Origin of the sequence: Klebsiella sp. 141162 (genome assembly GCF_050600755.1) — a bacterium.
GTDB lineage: Bacteria > Pseudomonadota > Gammaproteobacteria > Enterobacterales > Enterobacteriaceae > Klebsiella > Klebsiella aerogenes.
Window position 1 is genome coordinate 163,373 of sequence record NZ_JAQIRI010000008.1, and the last position, 19,399, is coordinate 182,771.

General features: G+C 56.2%; 19 protein-coding genes. 11 read left to right on the forward strand and 8 right to left on the reverse strand.

Annotated features, from left to right (window positions below):
* Nucleotide 1 precedes the first annotated feature (1 nt).
* From PGR23_RS19645 to PGR23_RS19685, 9 genes are read left to right on the forward strand one after another with little or no spacing between them, the layout of a single operon-like run.
* Nucleotides 2-2,089 (forward strand): GumC family protein, encoded by a 2,088-nt coding sequence (locus PGR23_RS19645; protein ID WP_396279895.1) that lies wholly within the window; start codon nucleotides 2-4, stop codon nucleotides 2,087-2,089.
* A 5-nt stretch (nucleotides 2,090-2,094) separates the two neighbouring features.
* Complete coding sequence (locus PGR23_RS19650; RefSeq protein ID WP_045391116.1) at nucleotides 2,095-3,312, forward strand: lipopolysaccharide biosynthesis protein; 1,218 nt, start codon at nucleotides 2,095-2,097, stop codon at nucleotides 3,310-3,312.
* Nucleotides 3,303-4,685, forward strand: coding sequence for a hypothetical protein (locus PGR23_RS19655; protein ID WP_047078700.1), 1,383 nt, complete (start codon nucleotides 3,303-3,305; stop codon nucleotides 4,683-4,685). The genes PGR23_RS19650 and PGR23_RS19655 overlap by 10 nt, the downstream gene beginning before the upstream one ends.
* Nucleotides 4,678-5,703 carry a glycosyltransferase family 2 protein gene (locus tag PGR23_RS19660; protein WP_045391122.1) on the forward strand — a complete coding sequence of 342 codons (1,026 nt, stop codon included), beginning with the start codon at nucleotides 4,678-4,680 and terminating at the stop codon, nucleotides 5,701-5,703. The genes PGR23_RS19655 and PGR23_RS19660 overlap by 8 nt, the downstream gene beginning before the upstream one ends.
* On the forward strand, nucleotides 5,684-6,898 hold the full coding sequence (locus PGR23_RS19665) for a glycosyltransferase family 4 protein (RefSeq protein WP_045391124.1): 1,215 nt from the start codon (nucleotides 5,684-5,686) through the stop codon (nucleotides 6,896-6,898). Before PGR23_RS19660 ends, PGR23_RS19665 begins: the two co-directional genes overlap by 20 nt.
* Complete coding sequence (locus PGR23_RS19670) at nucleotides 6,895-7,995, forward strand: glycosyltransferase family 4 protein (RefSeq protein ID WP_396279896.1); 1,101 nt, start codon at nucleotides 6,895-6,897, stop codon at nucleotides 7,993-7,995. Before PGR23_RS19665 ends, PGR23_RS19670 begins: the two co-directional genes overlap by 4 nt.
* Nucleotides 7,996-8,006: 11 nt before the next feature.
* Nucleotides 8,007-8,420 (forward strand): hypothetical protein, encoded by a 414-nt coding sequence (locus tag PGR23_RS19675; protein ID WP_015704480.1) that lies wholly within the window; start codon nucleotides 8,007-8,009, stop codon nucleotides 8,418-8,420.
* A 7-nt stretch (nucleotides 8,421-8,427) separates the two neighbouring features.
* On the forward strand, nucleotides 8,428-9,843 hold the full coding sequence (locus PGR23_RS19680; RefSeq protein WP_396279897.1) for a DUF4832 domain-containing protein: 1,416 nt from the start codon (nucleotides 8,428-8,430) through the stop codon (nucleotides 9,841-9,843).
* Nucleotides 9,844-9,854: 11 nt separating this feature from the next.
* The gene (locus tag PGR23_RS19685; protein WP_045391132.1) at nucleotides 9,855-10,376 is read left to right on the forward strand and encodes a serine acetyltransferase; all 522 of its coding nucleotides are present in this window, start codon (nucleotides 9,855-9,857) and stop codon (nucleotides 10,374-10,376) included.
* A gap of 87 nt (nucleotides 10,377-10,463) precedes the next feature.
* Here PGR23_RS19685 and crl read toward each other — a convergent pair whose 3' ends face one another.
* The 3 genes from crl to gpt all read right to left on the reverse strand — a co-directional run bounded on the left by crl (nucleotide 10,464) and on the right by gpt (nucleotide 12,730).
* A complete protein-coding gene (crl, locus tag PGR23_RS19690; RefSeq protein WP_045380819.1) occupies nucleotides 10,464-10,862 on the reverse strand; it encodes a sigma factor-binding protein Crl in 399 nt (132 codons plus the stop codon).
* Between the two features lie 57 nt (nucleotides 10,863-10,919).
* On the reverse strand, nucleotides 10,920-12,164 hold the full coding sequence (gene frsA / locus PGR23_RS19695; RefSeq protein WP_045391134.1) for an esterase FrsA: 1,245 nt from the start codon (nucleotides 12,162-12,164) through the stop codon (nucleotides 10,920-10,922).
* A 107-nt stretch (nucleotides 12,165-12,271) separates the two neighbouring features.
* Nucleotides 12,272-12,730, reverse strand: coding sequence for a xanthine phosphoribosyltransferase (gene gpt, locus PGR23_RS19700; RefSeq protein WP_002889733.1), 459 nt, complete (start codon nucleotides 12,728-12,730; stop codon nucleotides 12,272-12,274).
* Nucleotides 12,731-12,987: 257 nt separating this feature from the next.
* Here gpt and pepD point away from each other — a divergent pair, with 257 nt between their 5' ends.
* Nucleotides 12,988-14,445, forward strand: a complete 1,458-nt coding sequence (pepD, locus tag PGR23_RS19705) for a cytosol nonspecific dipeptidase (RefSeq protein WP_315709402.1) — start codon at nucleotides 12,988-12,990, stop codon at nucleotides 14,443-14,445.
* Nucleotides 14,446-14,748: 303 nt separating this feature from the next.
* On the opposite strand, the gene PGR23_RS19710 is transcribed toward pepD, so the two are convergent.
* Together PGR23_RS19710 and dinB are read right to left on the reverse strand one after the other, a co-directional pair.
* On the reverse strand, nucleotides 14,749-15,210 hold the full coding sequence (locus tag PGR23_RS19710; RefSeq protein ID WP_045391137.1) for a GNAT family N-acetyltransferase: 462 nt from the start codon (nucleotides 15,208-15,210) through the stop codon (nucleotides 14,749-14,751).
* Between the two features lie 2 nt (nucleotides 15,211-15,212).
* Nucleotides 15,213-16,268 (reverse strand): DNA polymerase IV, encoded by a 1,056-nt coding sequence (gene dinB, locus PGR23_RS19715; protein ID WP_015704475.1) that lies wholly within the window; start codon nucleotides 16,266-16,268, stop codon nucleotides 15,213-15,215.
* A gap of 158 nt (nucleotides 16,269-16,426) precedes the next feature.
* Between dinB and PGR23_RS19720 the strand changes: the two genes are divergently transcribed.
* Nucleotides 16,427-17,287, forward strand: coding sequence for a glycerophosphodiester phosphodiesterase family protein (locus tag PGR23_RS19720; RefSeq protein WP_289578246.1), 861 nt, complete (start codon nucleotides 16,427-16,429; stop codon nucleotides 17,285-17,287).
* A gap of 55 nt (nucleotides 17,288-17,342) precedes the next feature.
* Here PGR23_RS19720 and nqrM read toward each other — a convergent pair whose 3' ends face one another.
* Genes nqrM through nqrE form a run of 3 tightly spaced genes read right to left on the reverse strand, consistent with a single transcriptional unit; the run spans nucleotide 17,343 to nucleotide 19,393 of the window.
* Nucleotides 17,343-17,558 (reverse strand): (Na+)-NQR maturation NqrM, encoded by a 216-nt coding sequence (nqrM, locus tag PGR23_RS19725; protein ID WP_015368113.1) that lies wholly within the window; start codon nucleotides 17,556-17,558, stop codon nucleotides 17,343-17,345.
* A 2-nt stretch (nucleotides 17,559-17,560) separates the two neighbouring features.
* Entirely contained in the window at nucleotides 17,561-18,784 is a 1,224-nt protein-coding gene (gene nqrF, locus PGR23_RS19730) for an NADH:ubiquinone reductase (Na(+)-transporting) subunit F (RefSeq protein ID WP_396279898.1), read from the reverse strand.
* Between the two features lie 12 nt (nucleotides 18,785-18,796).
* Nucleotides 18,797-19,393, reverse strand: a complete 597-nt coding sequence (gene nqrE, locus PGR23_RS19735) for an NADH:ubiquinone reductase (Na(+)-transporting) subunit E (protein WP_015368115.1) — start codon at nucleotides 19,391-19,393, stop codon at nucleotides 18,797-18,799.
* Nucleotides 19,394-19,399 lie beyond the last annotated feature (6 nt).

Genomic DNA, 19,399 nt, shown 5'->3' on the forward strand with positions numbered 1-19,399 from the left:
TATGGCAATTTCACTGGTCGAAAACGCGAAAAAGAAAGAAGGCTTTATCGACTTCACGCCTTATTTCAACAAAATTAAGCACAAGCTTATCTGGTGCCTGGCGGTGGTGATTGTCGCCGCCGTGGCGTCATTTATTCTGACGCGCTTTATGTCTTCCAGCTACACGGCGACCGCTACCGTGCTGTTCAAAGCGCAGTCGCAGGACGTCTCTCCTCTACCGCGGCTGGAAAATTACGACTCCACGCGCAGCGATTACTACGAGACCAAGTATGCGTTAATGGGGTCACGAGTAGTGCTCGATGCCGCGGTGCGTAAATTAAAGCTGGAGCAAGATAGCGAATTTAACGGCGGCGATAATCTTGATGAAGCCGCGCGCATCAATAATGCCATTCAGGCGCTGCAAAAAAACCTGACCATTTCCGGCGTGCGCACCACCCAGTTGGTTGCCGTATCGATGGAAGCGAAATCACCGCAGAAAGCCGCCGATATCGCCAACGGCGTCGTCCAGGCCTTCATCGATTACAGCCTGCAGCAGAAGCAAAATACCTTGCTTCAGGCGCAGGGCTGGAACGAAAAAATGATGGACGACCTGAAAACCAAAATGGATCAGCAGAAGGCGGACATCGATAACTTCCTCAAGCAGAACGGATTACTAACCTTCCGCAGCATGGATGGTTATGAGACCGAGCGGCTGGGGATTGTGATTAACCATCTGGCCGACGCCACCCAGCGTCGTCTGAAAGCGCAGACGGTATGGGACAAGGTCCGTCGCCAGCAGGGTAAACCGGTAGAACAGATTATCTCGCTGCCGGAAATCTCTGGCCATCCGCAGGTGCAGGATTTACGCATTGCGCTCATCCAGACGCGGCGCAATCTTTCCGAAGCGGCCAAACACTACGGCCCGCAGCATCCGAAATATCTGCAGGCTCAGGCGCAGCTGCAGGCGGTCAATGCCCAGCTTGGCCAGGTGCTGGGCGAGCTGTTTAACGGCCTGCGCCAGCAGTATCAAATTGCCCTCGACGATGAGCAGCAATACCAAAAAATGCTCAACGATCAGAAGGCTGATTTCCAGGCGCTCGGCGCCAAGCGCGACCAGTACAACACCATGACCACCGCGCTGAATAAAACCGAAGAGCTTTATAAGTCGCTGTACCAGCGCGCTAACGAGCAGAAATTATCGGAGACCTTCTCGGTAGCGGATGAAGTCATTTACGACGCCGCCGTGCCGCCGGACCGTCCGTCTAAACCCCAGCGCGGCCTGTTGATCGTGATGATTACCCTGATGGCGCTGGCGCTGTATATCATGTACCTGATCGTCAGTACCGCGCTGGATAAAACGGTGAATAGCCTCAGCGAGCTCAAAGCGAAAACCGCCCTCGAGGCCAGCGGCGAATTTCCGCTCCTGACGCATCTGGAAAACGCGCAGCAGATTTTCCATAACGTGCTCTACGCCGATATGATCCACAGCCTACGGCTGGCGTTGCTCAATCAGCGCGATAAACCCGCCACCATCCTGGTGACTTCGGTGCAATCCCGTTCCGGCAGTTCGTTTATTGCCGAACTGCTGGCCTGCTCAGCCAGCAAATCGCGTAAAACGCTGCTGATTGACCTCGACTACCTGGCCACTCAGGGATTATCGGCGAAATTTCCTCTGCATACAGCGGGCTTCAGCCAACTGTTGAACGGCGAGTGCTTGCCGGAACAGTCCGTCGTCAAACTGGATGATCGGCTGGACTTTATGCCTCGCGGCAAACTCAGCGACTCTTCGCTGCTGTTGCTCACCTCTGAACGCCTGCCGGCGCTGCTGGCAACGTTGCATCAGACTTACGATACGCTAATCATCGACGCTCCGGCGCTCAATCAGGCGCAGGATAGTCTGCTGCTGGCGGCACAAAGCGATATGACTCTGCTGGTGGTGAAGGCCGGCGAGCTGGCTCCGCGGATCCGTAAAGCGGAACAACGTCTGCAGAGCGCGGGCAATAGCCGGGTGGCAAACGTGCTCAACCAGGTGCGCGAAGAACATCTGGAAACGCAGGAAGGTAAACGCCTGCTTGAGCGCCAGATGCGCGAACTCATTGCTCCGAAATAGCGCCTATGAATCTGATTAAGAGTATTTCATCCATCGCCAGTTCATCGGTGCTTTCGCAGCTGATCGGCGCCTTTTCGGTCTGGCTTATCTCTCATCGCTACGGGATGGCCGAGGTCGGCCATTACGCGATGATCTACAGCAATGTGCTGATCGGCGCGCAGGTTTGTACCTTTGCCTCGCAGTTGCTAATCCCCCGTCAGGAGGATCACGAGCTTGGGCAAAACGTGGTGTTCTGCCTGCTGCAGAGCCTGGTGATGGCCCTCCCCTGGGCGGTCATTACCGGGCTTATCTTCGAACTTAACATTGCGTTTCTCTATTTGCTGACTTTTGGCTATGCGCTGGTGCTGGTGGCGGAAAACCTTTCCCTGCGCGGCGGCAACTATCCTTTCCTGACTTTCCAGCGCATTGCGGTGTCGCTGGTCGTGGCCATTGCGCTGCTGGTGATGCCCAACCCAACGCTGTTTTATCTGGCGTGGATGGTCGGGATCCTGCTGCTATTGATCGCCTGCCTGATTCGCCTGTTTAACTTCAAAAGCTTAACGCTGCGCCACTTTTCGATTGCCACGAATCTGCGTTTTTTACGCGAGCACTGGCAGCATATTAGCCGCGTCGGCAGCGCCGAGGTGCTGGCGATGGCCAGTAATAACCTGCCGACGATGCTGATTAACATCTGGTTCTCGCCGCTGGTCGCCGGCTACTTTTCGGTGGTCAGCCGTTTCTGCCTGTCGCCGGTGATGATTATCGGTAACGCCGTGCGCAACTCCATCTTTTCTAAATGGTCGATGGATTTTCGCAACCACACCTTTAACTATCCGGAATATAAAAAGGTTCGCCTGCTGCTACTGGGCGCCGCCGCGGTGTGCATCCTTGGTATCTGGATTTTCTATCCGCTGGTGATGCGCCTGGGCTTTAGCGAGGAGTGGCTGAATTCGATCCCCACCTCGCGCTACATGCTGCCTTATCTGTTCGCCGCGCTGGCGGTCAGCCCGCTGACGGTGATCGAACTGATCTTCGGCTCCCGACGCTACTTCCTGCGTATTCAGATTGAGCAGTTGCTGATTATCGTCATCGCCTTCATCGCCTTGCCGTACTTTGGCGTCAGTTATGAAATCGCCCTGCTGGCCTTCTCGTTCCTGACCTTCGCGCGTTACTTATTCATTTTGCTCAAAATGAATCAGCGGGCGAAAACGCTTTCGCTGCAGGAGCAGAAAATATGCAGCTAAACACCGGCCGCTATCTCGAAGCCTATGCCCTGATGACGCTGGTGTTCTGCGGTACGGTCCAGTATTTCACCGGTATCGCGGCCGTGCTGTGGCTGCCATTTTTTCTGGTGCTGGTGATGGCGGTGCTGCTCCTGATGCAGAGCCGCCCGCAGCCGTTGGCGCTCACCGGGCGGGAAAAGCTAATACTGGCGCTGTATCTGACCTTTATCGTACTCGGGCTGGTCTCAACGGTACTGCAGTCAGGGGTCGTCACCGCCATCGTCGGCTTTAAAAACGAGCTGGCGCTGTCGCTACTGATGTTTTGCATGCTGCTGGGGATGTTTAGTGAATCACAACTGTATCGTCTGACGCGGCTTTTCTACTGGATCTACTATGTGCAGATCCCGGTCGCTATCTATCAGGTGATTTTCGTGGTGCCTAAACGGGTGGCGTTTCGCGGCGAAGATGAGAAATGGGACTCGGTGGTCGGCACTTTCGGCGGCGACCCGATGGGCGGCGGCAACACCGCGGCGATGGGGATGTTCTGTCTGCTGATCATGCTCATGAAAGTATCGGAGTTTAAGCACGGCATCTGCTCATTTAAATCGCTGGTGTTCCACATCGCGCTGGGTTTCTTCCTCTGCGTGGTGGGGGAAGTAAAATTCGTCATTCTGCTGTCGCCGTTCCTGCTGGCCCTGCTGTGGATCCTGCCCGGCTACGTAAGCGGCGTAAGTAAAGTTAGCCTGCGATCGCTGCTGATCATCGCCGCCGGCATGGCGCTATTAATTTTTGTCGCCATTACCGTGCTGGCTTCTAACTATTCCTCAGCCTTCGGCGGCGACCCGACCAAAAGCGCGCTATCGGTATTTATCGATTCGCTGGGCTATATTTTTGATACTAACTACATTATGCCAAGCGGCGAACTGGGGCGTTTTACCACCCTCTTCTTCTGGCTGCAGCATAACGAACTGTTCGGCCCGGGCGGCATGCTGTTTGGTTACGGCCTTAACGCCACCAACAGCGGCAGTACCGTCTCGCCGGGCTATATCGGCGCCTGGTATCACCTGATCCTCGACTCCACCGCTTTAAGCATGCTGCTGTGGGAAGTGGGGATTATCGGCATCATTCTGTTCATTGGCACCATCGCCTCCATCCTGGTCGCCATGCGGCCGAAAGAGACCTTTTCGCGCCACGATCTCAAGCTTGAGGATCTGCAACTCCTTAGCTCGGCGCCGGCGTTCTACGTTTTTGTCATCGGCTGTCTGCTCAGCCTGCCGTACAGCCAGATCCTGATGATCATTCCCATGCTACAGTTTTTATTATGGTTAGCCCTCGGGGCGCTGATTGTCATCCACCGCGCTGTCCGTCTTAACTCCGGTACCCACTATGAATAAAACGCCATCAATTACCGTCAGCATCAAGACTCTGAATGAAGCGCAGGGCATCGAAAAAACCATCGATAGCGTGCGCAAACAGCTGCAACCGTACCCACATCAAATCATCGTCGCCGACAGCTTATCAACGGATAACACCCGCGAACTGGCTATCGCTAAAGGCGCGATGGTGGTGTGCCTGGATAACGCCGCCGACCGCTGCTGCGGTATCGGCCACCAGCTGGGCTGGCTCTATAGCGAAGGCGATTATCTGCTGCTGCTGGATGGCGATATGGAGCTGGAGCCGGGTTTTCTCGATACCGCGGTCGAATTCCTGGAGACGCATCCGGAGTACGCCGGAGTCGCCGGCAGCGTCGAGATGGATGATGCCTCGAACTACGAGTTCAAATCGCGCAAGCAGCGCCTGCATCTGATCTATCCGCAGGGCGACACCGATCATCTGGGCGGCGGCGGCCTGTATCGTCGTGAAGCGATCGAGAAAATCGGCTATCTGACCAACCTCAACCTGCACGGCTACGAAGAAGCGGAGCTGGGCATTCGTTTACAGGCCGCAGGTTACAAGCTGCATCGCCTGGCGGCGCCCTACTTTAGCCACGCCTCTTACACCATGCCGACCTTTAAAATGCTGGCCTACCGTTGGAAAAACGGTTTCCTGTGGGCGCCGGGCGAGTTGCTCCGAAACTGCTGGGGTAAAGCCCATTTCCCGGCGGCGCTGCGGATTGTACGTAATGAGCTGATCTTCACCCTCTATCTTCTGGTCTTACTGATCTGCCTGCTGACCTTCAATGGCAAGGTTATCGCCATTGCCCTGCTGCCGCTGCTGGCGTTTATCGCTCTGAAGGCCATCAAAAATAAATCGCTGCGCGATGGCGTGCAGAGTGCCATTAACTTATCGCTATTTTCAGCGGGGCTGCTGCGCGGGGTGATTAATTCCGTGCGCGATCCGATGAAACGCCCGGCGGTGACCGTCTCGAATCCACAGCATATTGATACTGAAAATGAAAATTCTCTTCGTTAACAAATTCTTCTTTATCAAAGGCGGCGCGGAAACCGTTTATTTTCAGGAGCGCGACGCGATGCTGCAAGCCGGCTACCAGGTGGTCGACTTCAGCATGCAGCACGCGGAAAATAAACCGTCGCCGTGGGAGGAATTTTTCGTCCATAACGTCGATTATCACGACAGTCACGGCCTGATGAGCAAAATCAAAGCCGGGGTGGACTTTATTTATAATGCCGAGGCCTGCGCGAAGCTCAACACGCTTTTGTTGCGCGAGCGGCCGGATATTGTTCATTTTCATAATATTTATCATCAGCTTACGCCTGCCGTTATCGGCGTGGCGAAACGCTTTGGCTGCAAAACGGTACTCACCGCCCACGATTACAAAATCGTCTGTCCTTCCTACACCATGCTGCGAGATGGTCATGTCTGCGAAGAGTGTCTCACCGGGTCGGTGATCAACGCCTTTCGTCACCGCTGCCAGCAGGGCGATACTTTTAAAAGCCTGCTACTGTCGCTGGAAGCCTACTGGCAGAAGTTCGCCAGGAATTACGCCATGCTCGACTGTATCATCGCCCCGAGCGAGTTTATGCGCCAGACCCTGCTGCGTAAGCTGCCCGACGCCCGCATTGAAGTGATCGTCAACGGTATCGATGCCGACAGCACCGTGCCCGGCGACACCGCAGGCGACTACTTTCTCTATATTGGCCGCCTGAGCCGGGAAAAAGGCGTGCCGACGCTGGCGCAGGCGCAGCAAAAAATGCGGGAGGCGATGCCGCTTAAGATTGTCGGCGACGGCCCATTGGGCGCAGACCTGCGCGCGCGTTTCAGCGGCCCGCAGTTCCTCGGCTATATGAAACACGGCGAGGAGCTGAATAACCTTATTCGCGGGGCCCGCGCGGTAGTCGTCCCCTCTGAATATTATGAAAACTGCTCCATGTCGGTGCTCGAAGCCATGGCTTTTGGCCGCCCGGTGATCGGCGGCAATATTGGCGGTATCCCGGAACAGATCCGTGACGGCGTCGACGGCTATCTGGTTGAACCCGGCAATAGCGACGCGCTGGCGCAACTGATGGACAAACTGGCTGCAGACCCTGAGCTGGCCCGCAATATGGGAATTAACGCCCGCCGGCGGCTGGAAGAAAAATACGATCTCGCCCGCCACATGCAGGTGCTGCAGGCGCTTTATCAGCAACTTGTCGGGGAGAAAAAATGACCATCAACGTCACGGTTCTAGGCACTCGCGGGATCCCCGATGTGCAGGGCGGCGTGGAAACGCACTGCCAGAATTTATACCCGGAAATCTATCGCCAGGGCAGTGCGGAAGTCTGCGTGATCGCCCGCTCGCCGTATGTGAACTACCGCCGCAGCGAATATCAGGGCGTTAAACTCAAGAGCCTGTGGGCGCCGAAAAGCCGTAAATTCGAGGCTATTATTCACTCGACGCTGGCGGCGTTCAGTACCTTATTCGACGGCTCCAACGTGGTTCACGTTCACGCCGTTGGCCCCGGCCTGGTGGTGCCGTTGCTGCGTCTGTTGGGAAAACGCGTCGTCTTTACCCATCACGGCCCGGATTACGATCGGCAGAAATGGGGCAAGATGGCCAAAGAGATGCTGCGCCTTGGCGAAAAATGGGCGGTGAAATACGCCCATGAAGTGATCGTCATTTCCGAGGTCATCAATAATCTGATTAAGCACAAGCATGGACGATATAACGCCCACGTTATCTACAACGGCGTACGCCAGGTCGAACTGCCGCCCGCGGATCGGCAGGCGGCGATCCTCGATAAATACGCTTTAAAACCGGGCCAGTATATCGTTGCCGTGGCCCGTTTTGTCGAAGAGAAAGGACTGCACGATCTCGTTGCCGCCTATGCCGCCGCCGGGTGTTCGGTACCGCTGGTGCTCATTGGCGATGCCGACCACGCCGATGAATATAGCGAGCGCCTGAAGCAACAGGCGGCCGCCACGCCAAACGTCATCCTCACCGGCTTTATCAGCGGCGCGCCGCTGCATACGCTGTTCTCGCAGGCCGGGCTATTCGTGCTGCCCTCTTATCATGAAGGATTACCAATCGCGCTGCTGGAAGCCATGTCGTGGTCGCTGCCGGTGGTGGTCAGCGACATTCCGGCCAACCTTGAAATTGGTCTGCCGCCAGCGGACTACTTTCCCGTCGGCAACGTTCCGGCCCTGACGCAGAAACTGCAGCAGTGGGTCGCAGGAGAAAAAGCGGATTATGGTGAGTTTATGCCGAAGTACCGCTGGCCGGAAATTGCCGCGCAAACCGCGCAAGTCTATCAGCGCTTAACGTAAGCAGGTTACTCGTGCCGAAATCTACAGCTGAACTGGTGGTCGAGCGCTTCTATGCCGCGCTTGACCAGGAGGTGGAAACCTCATTAACCGCGGAGCAGAAACGGGGAATCGAGCAGGCGCTGGTGCGCGCCAACCTGGCGTCACGCCATCGCATCGATTTTCGCCACAGCTTTCCGTTCCTGCATCGCCGCTATTTTGTGGTGTTTCTTTTTGGCCGGGATCTACGCAAAGTTTCGCGTGAAAGCACCCTATTCGGACGCATCTTCGCGACTCTGCTGATTACGCTTGGCGTGGTATTCGCCCTGCTGTCGATCCTGCTGGCGCTCTATATGCTGAAATCAGCATTAGGCATTGATGTATTTAAAAATTTCCACGTCGGTATCTGGACGTGGTTTGTTAATCTTCATGACCACATGACAAAGTGAATTGAGTATGGCGATATCATCTTTGCGTAGAGCTCCTCTGTTTCGCGCCCTGCTGCTGGCCAGCACGCTGGCGTCAGCGTCCGTTGGCGCGCAAACCACGGTCATCACCCCGCCCCCATTCGACGGTCTGCTCACCAATCCGGGCATCGGCGTCGCCAGCTTTCATGATGGCTATGGTGAAAAACCAACCCGCGCCGAGTATCCCGATACTGGTTTTGAGTACGATCGCTTCTACTGGAGCGAGCTGGAACCACAGGAAGGGGTCTACAATTTCGCCCCGATCGATAACGCCTTTAGCGTCGCCGCCAACCATCAGCCAGCCATGAACGTCGGCCTGAGGGTGATGGCGCTTGACGATCCGCAAACGGGATCGAAAATTCCCGACTGGCTGATCGCCAAAGGGATCAAAGGACAGTGGGTCGCCGACGGCAAAACCTTCGTGCCGGATCTCAGCGATCCAACTTTTATCGCCTATGCGCAGAAACTGCTGAATGCCCTCGGTCAGCGCTATGACGGCAATCCGGAACTGGCCTTTATCGATATCGGCATGGTCGGCTCCTGGGGCGAATGGCACAACTCCAACTTTAGCGAGATTCCACCGTTAATGGAGAAGTACACGCCGGAGCAGCTCAATCGCTATGTTGATATGCATTTCGATAGCTTCCCGAAAACGCCGAAAGTCATGCTGATTAGCGGCGGCGATTCGCTGGCCTGGGCCAGCCGCCGCGGCGCGGGCTGGCGGGCGGACTGCTGGGGCGACTGGCATAACTTCTCCAGCGAGTGGAGCCATATGCGCGATGATTATCCGCAGCGTCTGGCCGCCGCTCAGGTCGCGGCGCCGGGGTTTGTCGATAGCTGGAAACGGGCGCCCGTCAGCCTTGAGATCTGCGGCTATATGAGCGAATGGCAGAGCGTACAGCACTACACGCGTGAAGAGGTGCAGGCCACCTTCGACTGGGCGCTGCAGCAACACGCCAGCAGCCTGAATCTGAAATCGCGACCGATTCCGACGGAATACCGCGATATTGTCGATAAAGCCTTACTGCGAATCGGCTACCGTTTCCGGGTCAACAAACTCGCCTTCGAAACGCCGGTTAAGGCTGGTAAGCCGTTAGCGGTCAGTGTTACCTGGCGTAATGATGGCGTCGCCCCGGCCTACCTGTTCTACCCGGTACAATGGCGGGTGGTCAACGCCGCCGGCGCCACGGTTACCCAGGTAAAAACCCAGGATGACGTGCGCCGCTGGCTGCCGGGGGAAATGCAAAGCACTGTCACTCTCACGCTACCCGCCGCGCTGCCCGCCGGCGATTACGCGCTGCAGACCGCCATCACCGATGCCCAGGGCAAGCCGCGGCTGCTGCTGGCCAACCAGGGCAAAACCGCCGACGGCTGGTATCAACTGACCACCTTTTCCCTTAAGTAAACGGAGAATTCATGCCTAATGCCATCAGTCAGGTCCGCCGAGAGATCAAACATACCGGCAGTATGAAGGCGAAAATCGCGATTCTGCTCTATCGCCTCGCGACGCTGTATCGCAGCCGCAACCCGTTTTACAAGCTGCTCGGCATTCCATTCGTTATTCTCAATAAACTGATTAACGAGTGTCTGTTTTGCGTCGAACTCCCCTGGCAGACGCGGATCGGCTACGGGTTGAAGCTATATCATCCGCACTGCATTGTTCTCAACCGCGGCACCGTCATCGGTGAAAACTGTATTCTGCGTCAGGGGGCCACCATCGGCAGCCTGACGGATAGCGAAGGCCGCGAAGGGGCAAGCCCGGTAATTGGCAATAACGTCGAGTTCGGCGCCCACGTGGTGGTCATCGGCCCGGTGACGTTGGGTGATAATGTTAAAATTGGCGCGGGGACCGTGGTGACGAAAGATCTGGCCGCCGGTCAGGTAGTGGTCGGCCAGCCGTTCCGGGTGTTGTCAACTCATCGCGAAGCGCAGGAATAACGGCTGAAGCGCCGTGACCTGATGACCAGAATGATCGTTGGCGGTCATCCGCTTCCCACAGCAGAAAGCGGATGCCAAAAGTAGAGCTTACGCGCGCAGGCGAACCGGTTCGCTGAAATCGTCAGCCGGTTCGAGTTTCAGATTGAACGTCGTCAGCAGCGCCGCGGCGCGCTCGTGGAACTCACGCAGCGTTTTTTCGAGTCTTTCGCGAACCTCAGGATCGTCGATGGCGACCGCTTGCCAGTTGCCCTCTTTATCAAACAGGCCGAACTGGTAGCTATAAGTGAAACGAGATTCCTGTGCTTCCATTTCCATCCACCAGCCCCAGAATTCCCGCTTCTCCGGCGCTGGTTTAACGTTGACGCAAACTGCCAGGCAGTCGAAAAAAAAGCGGTTCTCTTCACACTGCCCTTCACGGATATAGGGGCCTAGCGCCGTGAATTTTTTAATCAGCTTACTTTTCAGGTGTCCACTCGGTAACGTCATTGCGATCTCCTTTAGTGATGCAACTGTTTTACCAAACCAATAAAATTTAGCAATATATTAACTAAATCTATGATTGATCCAGCGGGCGATCTGACGCAATGCGTGATCGAAATTACGGTAAACCGGCTTAAACGGTACCTCAAGCAGCTTCCCATCCGACGAAGACGAGGTGATTAACCGCGACTCCTCTTCGGGGCTAAAGGGATCGTCTTTCCAGTAGCCGGAGAGCATCGGCGTAGGGCAACGGCGGCCCAGCAAGCCCTGAGTTTTTAATGAATAACGGTTAAGTTCGACACGCAGCGCTTCGTCAGAAGCATCGTGCATACCAAGACGCGATGCCAGCACATCGAGGAACATCTCCGGCACCCGCGCCATCAGCTGCGGATCCACCAGCAGGTTATGCACCACCGGCCCCAGACAGGCCACCGCCTTCAGTCTCTGCGATTCCAGATACCCCAGACGAACCGCAATATTGGCGCCGAAGCGGAAACCAAATGCCGCCACCCGGGTATGGTCAACCCAGGGGACATTCTGCAGATGCTGCAGCACGTACTGATGCAGCATGCTGGTGTCCTGGCTCAGCGTCCACTTGGTTGAGAAACCGATGGACGGCATGTCCAGCGTCAGCATGGCGATACCCAGCGGGGCAAAATACTTCTCATACAGGCTGTAATAATCGGTTTGCAGCGAATCCAGACCGCCGCACATCAGCACCGTCGGGAACGGGCCTTCGCCTTTCGGCATATGCAGGAAGCCCGTCACCGGGGCGCCGCCGGGGATAGCGAACTCCAGTTCACGCAGCTCGCCCGGCAGGCGTTGAGCCGCCTCTTCATAGGCGCGATTGGCCAGCGTCTGCGCCTGATCGGCTAATCCATCGCCCTTGATATGCGGGTAGGCGGCGATGCTATAGAGGTTGGAGGCGTGCAGCCAGTGGCGACCACTCACCAGAGGATCGGTTTCCTGGGTCGCCTTTTGCTGCCACATCATCGCTTGTTTAGTCCACTCATACACCCAGTTGCCGCCGCGATAGCCGATCACCGTATCGTAGAGCTCCGGGTCGGAGCGCTCGGCATCGCTCATCACGATGCGCGCCTGGACATCCCATATCTCCTGCGGCGAGACGCCGCGCCAGATCCACATCAGGCGATTGATTAAGCGATACCAGTGATCGACGTGATTACCGCTCAGCGCGGTCTGCATGCCCTGATGCTGGCCGGAGGAAAACCGACGGACCAGCGTTGAGGTTTCCGGGTATTTGAATCGGGGTTTAAACAACGTTTCGCTAAGGTTAGCCTGTGACATGTGCCGCCTCCATCATGTTGCTGCTTTCGCTATTGTAACCTGCGTCAGGGTAAAAAAAACCACGCCCGGCATAACCGGGCGTGGTAATTATTCACTATTGGCGGGAATTAACGGCCAGCGATTGGCGGGACGAAGACGACGCCCATATCCCACGGCTGTTCAATCCAGGTATCCTGCGGGATATCAACCACATAATCATCAACCAGCGGACGGCCAGCCGGCTTGGCGAAAATGGTGACAAAGTGCGCTTTAGGATACATTTCGCGAATAGCGACGGCGGTGCCGCCGGTATCGACCAGGTCATCAATAACGATGAAACCTTCGCCATCGCCTTCAGCGCGCTTCAGTACTTTCAGCTCGCGCTGGTTGTCGTGATCGTAGCTAGAGATACATACGGTATCAACATGACGAATACCCAGTTCACGCGCCAGTAAAGCTCCCGGTACCAGACCGCCACGGCTAACGGCAATGATGCCTTTCCATTGTTCAACCGGAAGCAGACGGCTTGCCAGTTTGCGGGCGTGAATCTGCAACATGTCCCAGGTGACGACGTATTTTTCGCTCATGTGAATTGTCCCAGCCTGTGTATAACGGCTTAAATATTGTTCGAGGGGGAAAATGGTTGCGCGAGATTATAGAGACCTGACGCGCTAAAAACCAGTATTAAGCGCCTCCGGCAACGCTTTTTGCGTGCTTTACACTAGCAGAGCGCGCGGAAAGTGGTATTCTCAACCACATCGCGCAAGCCCGAGCTTGTAGTGAATCTTATTGCTAACCCTCGACCTGTAAACGACTTTTGCAGGTGACTGTAAGGAGACTCATCGTGTCTGAATTGTCTCAATTATCCCCGCAACCGCTTTGGGATATTTTTGCCAAAATTTGCTCCATCCCACACCCGTCCTATCACGAAGAACAGCTCGCCGAGCACATCATGGGTTGGGCAAAAGAAAAAGGCTTACACGCGGAACGCGACCAAGTTGGCAACATTCTGATTCGTAAAAGCGCGACCGCCGGTATGGAAAACCGCAAGCCGGTGGTTCTGCAGGCGCACCTCGATATGGTGCCGCAGAAAAATAACGATACCGTCCACGATTTCACCAAAGACCCGATCCAGCCGTACATCGACGGCGAGTGGGTCAAAGCGCGCGGCACCACCCTGGGCGCGGATAACGGCATCGGTATGGCCTCCGCGCTGGCGGTGCTGGCCGACGATAGCGTTGCCCACGGCCCGCTGGAAGTGCTGCTGACCATGACCGAAGAAGCCGGCATGGATGGCGCGTTCGGTCTGCAGGCCAACTGGCTGCAGGCGGATATCCTGATCAATACCGATTCGGAAGAAGAAGGCGAAATCTACATGGGTTGCGCCGGCGGTATCGATTTCACCTCTAACCTGGCGCTGACTCGCGAAGCGATTCCTGCCGGTTTCCAGAGCTTTAAACTGACCCTGAAAGGCTTAAAAGGCGGCCACTCCGGCGGTGAAATCCACGTCGGCCTGGGCAACGCTAACAAGCTGCTGGCGCGCTTCCTCGCCGGCCACGCCGATGAGCTGGATCTGCGTCTGGTCGATTTCAACGGCGGTACGCTGCGTAACGCTATCCCGCGTGAAGCCTTCGCGACCGTCGCCGTCGCCGCGGACAAAGCGGATGCGCTGAAAGCGCTGGTGAATACTTACCAGGATATCCTGAAAAACGAACTGGCGGCCAAAGAGAAGAATCTGGTCGTCCTGCTGGAAGCGGTCGCGAACGATAAAGCGGCGCTGACTCAAGCTTCCCGCGACGGTTTCGTGCGCCTGCTGAACGCGACGCCGAACGGCGTGATCCGCAACTCCGACGTCGCCAAAGGCGTGGTTGAAACTTCGCTGAACGTCGGCGTCGTCACCATGACCGACGACAACGTGCAGATCCACTGCCTGATTCGCTCGCTGATCGATAGCGGTAAAGACTATGTTGTCAGCATGCTGGATTCACTGGGCAAACTGGCCGGGGCGAAAACCGAAGCCAAAGGCGCTTACCCAGGCTGGCAGCCGGATGCCAACTCTCCGGTTATGCACCTGGTGCGCGAGACCTATCAGCGTCTGTTCAACAAGACGCCGAACATCCAGATTATCCACGCTGGTCTGGAATGCGGTCTGTTCAAAAAACCGTATCCGGATATGGACATGGTCTCCATCGGCCCAACCATTACCGGCCCGCACTCCCCGGATGAGCAGGTTCATATCGAGAGCGTCGGCCAGTACTGGACGCTGCTGACCGAACTGCTGAAAGCGATTCCGGCGAAGTAAGCCATGCACCGGCGGCGTGATGCCGCCGGTTGTTCCTCCGGGCCCCGGTGATGACCTGTATTGTCTGGTGGTGGCTAACGCCTTATCCGGCCTACCGTTAATTTGTTCACCACGCAGCCTCAAAATCCCCGGTGGCGCTACCGCTTACCGGGGCTACAGTAATGTGCAGTTTGGTAGCCCGGACAAGGCGCAATGCGCCGCCTCCGGGAAAATCCCTGCCGGCGACTGGACCACAACAGACTCTCAGCGTTATGAGATAAAAGCTTTTCTCAAGCTAAAACAGCCGCAAACCGATAACAGTATCTATTCAGCCTTCCCCGAACCGCGTTTTTCCATTCGATAGTTGGTGAACCACTCACCACGCGATTCTACTCGCTGCTCAGCGACGACACGAAATCCCTGACGAAGAAAACTGGATCGTGCCGTTATGCTCGCATCGACCGACAGTACCTTTCCCGGATGGCTGGCGCAGACCGCGCCGATGAGCGCATGACCGATTCCACGACGGGCATAATCCGGCGAGACGAATAAAAGGTCGATATAATCATTAACGGCGGTGATAAATCCAACCGGCTGATTATCAATAACCGCCACCAGCACTTGCGAATCGGCAAGTTTCTGCCGCCAGCGGGATTCATCAACCTGCGCCCAGGCGGCAATTTGCGCGGGAGAATAATCCCGGCTGGCGGTCTCTCTCACCGCGCGCAAAAAAATGGCGCACAGCGCCGGAAAATCATCTTCTGAATACGCCCTGATCGTTAACATCGTTATAGTCCAAGCACCAGTTGTCGTTCGAGCTGTGGGTCGAGCAGCGTCACGTGTAACCCCACCAGCCGCACGCCGCGGCTGCCCCGACGTTCGAGCCAGGCGTTGCGCGCGGTCGCGATTAAATCCTCTTTGTTTAACCGCGGCCAGACGTGCTCCTGAGTAGTGAGCTGAAAATCGTTAAACTTCAGTTTAATGCCCTGACGCGCGATCAGTAGATCCGGTTTTACCTTCGCCAGACGACGTTCCAGCTCGGGATAGAGATTTTCGATAATCGCTTCGCAGTCTGACCACTCATGAATATCTTCCGCCAGAGTGCGCTCGACGCCGACCGATTTGCGCTGACGATCGTTATGGATTTCGCGCTCGTCAATGCCGTGGCTGCGCTCCCACAGGATACGGCCAAACTTACCAAAGCGTTTAAGCAGCATCGCCAGATCGCTGTTCTGCACGTCGCCACAGGTACGCAGCCCCATATTTTCCAGCTTCGCCGCCGACACCTTCCCGACGCCGGGGATTTTCGCCAGCGGCAGAGACCGCACAAATTCCGCCACCTGGTGCGGGGCAATGACGAACTGGCCATTCGGCTTGTTCATATCTGAGGCAATTTTAGCGAGGAATTTTACCGGCGCCACGCCAGCCGAAGCGGTGAGATTCAGTTCACGCTCGATGGTCTGGCGGATCTCCTGGGCCATCAGCGTGGCAGAGCCGTGGCAGTGTACGCTGTCGCTCACGTCAAGGTAGGCTTCATCCAGCGACAGCGGCTCGATTAACGAGGTATAGCGGGAGAAAATTTCGCGGATGTGGTTCGAGGCTTCTTTGTAGGCATCAAAGCGCCCCGGCAGCAGCGTGAGGTGCGGACACAGTTTAAGCGCCGTCGCCGTCGGCATCGCGCTGCGCACGCCAAACTTACGCGCAGGATAGTTCGCGGTACTAATCACGCCACGCTGTACCCGACTGCCGCCAATGGCAATGGGGATATCGCGCAACGCCGGGTTGTCACGCATTTCCACCGCTGCGAAGAAGCAGTCCATATCGACATGGATAATTTTACGCATCGCCTTGCCCAACACTGTATACCCATACAGTATAGCAAAACTACGCGCAAATTTTATCTTTTTTTAATTCAACCGCCAAAAAAGCTGTTACAACATAAAAGTGAAACAAATCACCTTTATTTTCATATATTTAAATAATGAATCAGGAAGATACAATCATGAAGAAAATACTCACGCTACTCTGCCTGCTGGCGACCGGCAGCGCTTTTGCCAACCCGCAGCTGATTGCCCACCGCGGCGGTACCGGCGATGCGCCGGAAAATACCCTACCGGCCATCAAACTGGCGCTGGAAAACCACGCGCAGGCCATCTGGGTCACGGTACAGCTAAGCCGCGACGGCGTACCGGTGCTCTATCGCTCAAGCGATCTCTCCGCCCTGACCAACGCCGAGGGCAAGGTCTCAAGCTTAACCGCCGCCGAGCTGGCGAAAGTCGATGCTGGCTGGAAATGGGGCGATGACAGCCATCCGTGGCGCGGCAAGCAGGCCACGATCCCGACCTTACAAAGCGTGCTGCAGCAGTGGCCGCAGACCTTCTTCTACATCGATATAAAATCACCGGATGCCGATCCAACGGTGATGGGCGAACGCCTGCTGGAGGTGTTAAAAAACACCCATAGCCTCGAGCGGGTGCGCGTTTATTCCACCGAAGACCGCTATATCGCCGCTCTGCCGCAACCAATCCCCCGCTTTGTTAGCCGCAGCGAAACCCGAACCAGGCTTGCAAACGTTTCGCTCAGCCACCAGTGTCAGCAAGACAGCCAGCGCGATGGCGATAAGTGGTACGGGCTGGAACTGAAGCGCAAGGTGGAGGTAGTCGAGAAGTTTACCCTTGGTGAAGGCGTTTCTCCGGCGACGCTCACCTGGGATAAAGAGGCTATGAATTGCTTCCGCTCGCAGGGCCAGGCCCACATCATTTTCTTCGGTATCAATAGCGCGGAAGATTATCGTACGGCGAAAGAACTGGGCGCCGACGGCGTGATGGTGGACTCTCCGGCGCAGGCGAAAAACTGGCAGTAAGATAAAAAAGGCCGCGAAAGCGGCCTGAAAACGCAAGCGTAGCGCCGTCGGCGCATTAGAGAATGCGCTGCTGCTGGCGCTGCGCCTCGCGGGCGAGACGTTTCTTACGCGCGTCGCACGGTTCCGGACAGTCGCAGACTTTCTCCAGCCCCAGCGAGGAGATCCCGCCGCAGCTGCCTTGAATACTCTTACGCTTCACCAGGTAGCCCAGGGACATGCCGAGGATCACCAGCGCAAAAATCACAAAGGTCGCGACAAATACCGTCCACATCATCAGCCTCCAAAGTCGTCGAGCATGATGTTCTCATCTTCGACGCCCAGGTCTTTGAGCATTTTAATCACCGCGGCGTTCATCACTGGCGGCCCGCACATATAGAACTCGCAATCTTCCGGCGCCGGATGGTCGCGCAGATAGTTTTCATACAGAACATTATGGATAAAGCCCGTATGCCCGGTCCAGTTATCTTCCGGCAGCGGATCGGAGAGCGCGACGTGGAAGGTAAAATTGGGGTTTTCACGCGCCAGCTGTTCAAACTCATCGTCATAGAACATTTCACGCAGCGAACGCGCGCCGTACCAGAAGCTGATTTTACGCGTGCTGTGCAGGCGCTTAAGCTGGTCAAAGATGTGCGAACGCATCGGCGCCATGCCCGCGCCGCCGCCGATAAACACCATCTCGGCGTCGGTCTCTTTGGCAAAGAACTCGCCAAACGGCCCGGAAATCGTCACCTTATCGCCAGGCTTCAGCGACCAGATATAGGACGACATTATCCCCGGCGGCGCATCCGGAACCTTCGGCGGCGGCGTGGCGATACGCACGTTGAGCATAATGATGCCCTCCTCTTCCGGATAGTTAGCCATCGAGTAGGCGCGCAGGGTCGGCTCTTTCACCTCAGAGACATAGCGGAACAGGTTGAACTTGTCCCAGTCTGAGCGATATTCATCGGGAATATCAAAGTCGGCATAGGCCACTTTATGCGACGGGCATTCGATCTGAATATAGCCGCCGGCGCGGAACGGCACCGCTTCACCATCCGGCACCCGTAATTTGAGCTCTTTAATGAAGGTCGCTTTGTTATCATTAGAGATAACCTCGCACTCCCATTTTTTCACGCCGAAAATCTCTTCCGGCAGCTCAATTTTCATATTCTGCTTCACCGCCACCTGGCAGGCAAGGCGGCACCCTTCTTTGGCTTCGCGTTTGGTGATATGCGTAAGCTCGGTCGGCAGAATATCGCCGCCGCCTTCTTTGATGGTCACCCGGCACTGGCCGCAGGAGCCGCCGCCGCCGCAGGCGGAAGAGACGAAGATACCGTTGCTGGAGAGCGTGTTCAGCAGTTTGTCGCCCGCCGGCGTGCGGATCTGTTTATCCGCTTCGTTATTGATTTCAATAACCACGTCGCCCGCCTTCACCAGCTTCGAGCGCGCCACCAGGATGAGCCCCGACAGGACCAGCACGATCAGCGTGAACATCACCACGCCAAGAATAATTTCCATACTTTTCCGCCCTTATAGCTGCACACCGGAGAATGACATAAAGCCGAGCGCCATCAGTCCGGTGGTGATAAAGGTGATCCCTAACCCGCGCAGACCGGCGGGCACGTTGGCGTACTTCATTTTTTCGCGGATCCCCGCCATCGCGACAATCGCCAGCATCCAGCCGATGCCGGAACCAAAGCCGTAGACAATCGATTCCGGGAAGTTGTAATCGCGCTGCACCATAAACGACACGCCGCCGAAAATAGCGCAGTTAACGGCGATAAGCGGCAGGAAGATCCCTAACGCGTTATAGAGTGCCGGGAAGTACTTATCGAGGATCATCTCAAGTATTTGCACCAGCGCCGCAATCACCCCGATAAAGGTGATGAAGTTAAGGAAGCTGAGGTCTACGCCTTCCATCAATGCGCCGTCGCGCAGCACCAGGTTATAGACCAGGTTGTTGATCGGTACGGCAAGACCCAGCACCACCGTGACCGCAACGCCGAGGCCAAACGCGGTGGAGACCTTTTTCGACACCGCGAGGAAGGTACACATCCCGAGGAAGAAGGCCAGCGCCATGTTCTCAACGAACACCGCGCGGACAAACAGGCTAATGTAATGAGCCATAATCGG

Coding starts and splice junctions, on each gene's coding strand:
- PGR23_RS19645 (WP_396279895.1), top strand. CDS start 2: ATGGCAATTTCACTGGTCGAAAACGCGAAAAAGAAAGAAGGCTTTATC.
- PGR23_RS19650 (WP_045391116.1), top strand. CDS start 2,095: ATGAATCTGATTAAGAGTATTTCATCCATCGCCAGTTCATCGGTGCTT.
- PGR23_RS19655 (WP_047078700.1), top strand. CDS start 3,303: ATGCAGCTAAACACCGGCCGCTATCTCGAAGCCTATGCCCTGATGACG.
- PGR23_RS19660 (WP_045391122.1), top strand. CDS start 4,678: ATGAATAAAACGCCATCAATTACCGTCAGCATCAAGACTCTGAATGAA.
- PGR23_RS19665 (WP_045391124.1), top strand. CDS start 5,684: ATGAAAATTCTCTTCGTTAACAAATTCTTCTTTATCAAAGGCGGCGCG.
- PGR23_RS19670 (WP_396279896.1), top strand. CDS start 6,895: ATGACCATCAACGTCACGGTTCTAGGCACTCGCGGGATCCCCGATGTG.
- PGR23_RS19680 (WP_396279897.1), top strand. CDS start 8,428: ATGGCGATATCATCTTTGCGTAGAGCTCCTCTGTTTCGCGCCCTGCTG.
- PGR23_RS19685 (WP_045391132.1), top strand. CDS start 9,855: ATGCCTAATGCCATCAGTCAGGTCCGCCGAGAGATCAAACATACCGGC.
- crl (WP_045380819.1), bottom strand. CDS start 10,862: ATGACGTTACCGAGTGGACACCTGAAAAGTAAGCTGATTAAAAAATTC.
- frsA (WP_045391134.1), bottom strand. CDS start 12,164: ATGTCACAGGCTAACCTTAGCGAAACGTTGTTTAAACCCCGATTCAAA.
- gpt (WP_002889733.1), bottom strand. CDS start 12,730: ATGAGCGAAAAATACGTCGTCACCTGGGACATGTTGCAGATTCACGCC.
- PGR23_RS19710 (WP_045391137.1), bottom strand. CDS start 15,210: ATGTTAACGATCAGGGCGTATTCAGAAGATGATTTTCCGGCGCTGTGC.
- dinB (WP_015704475.1), bottom strand. CDS start 16,268: ATGCGTAAAATTATCCATGTCGATATGGACTGCTTCTTCGCAGCGGTG.
- PGR23_RS19720 (WP_289578246.1), top strand. CDS start 16,427: ATGAAGAAAATACTCACGCTACTCTGCCTGCTGGCGACCGGCAGCGCT.
- nqrM (WP_015368113.1), bottom strand. CDS start 17,558: ATGTGGACGGTATTTGTCGCGACCTTTGTGATTTTTGCGCTGGTGATC.
- nqrF (WP_396279898.1), bottom strand. CDS start 18,784: ATGGAAATTATTCTTGGCGTGGTGATGTTCACGCTGATCGTGCTGGTC.
- nqrE (WP_015368115.1), bottom strand. CDS start 19,393: ATGGCTCATTACATTAGCCTGTTTGTCCGCGCGGTGTTCGTTGAGAAC.